The following is a 230-nucleotide window of genomic DNA, read 5'->3' as shown; positions in this document are numbered from 1 at the left end:
TCCGGGGCGCAGACGGGTGGCATTGCCATTCTCTCGCTCGGGCCAAGGCTTGGGGCGTGCCTGCAGGCAGCCGACATGCTGGCCGCCCGTGGCCTGCCGCCCACGGTTGTCGATGCACGCTTTGCCAAGCCGATTGATACGGCACTGGTGGAAAACCTCGCACGCAACCACGCGGTGCTGATTACCATTGAGGAAGGCTCCGAAGGCGGGTTTGCCACACAGGTCTGCCA

General features: G+C 64.8%; 1 protein-coding gene. It reads left to right on the top strand.

What is annotated here, in order from left to right; genetic code table 11:
• The coding region (locus HK26_RS13035) for a transketolase C-terminal domain-containing protein (protein WP_307772214.1) at positions 1-230 on the top strand (230 nt) is incomplete at both ends.

This window comes from Acetobacter okinawensis (assembly GCF_002153655.1).
Taxonomy (GTDB): Bacteria; Pseudomonadota; Alphaproteobacteria; order Acetobacterales; family Acetobacteraceae; genus Acetobacter; species Acetobacter okinawensis_A.
This window is presented reverse-complemented; position numbering and strand designations above follow the sequence as displayed.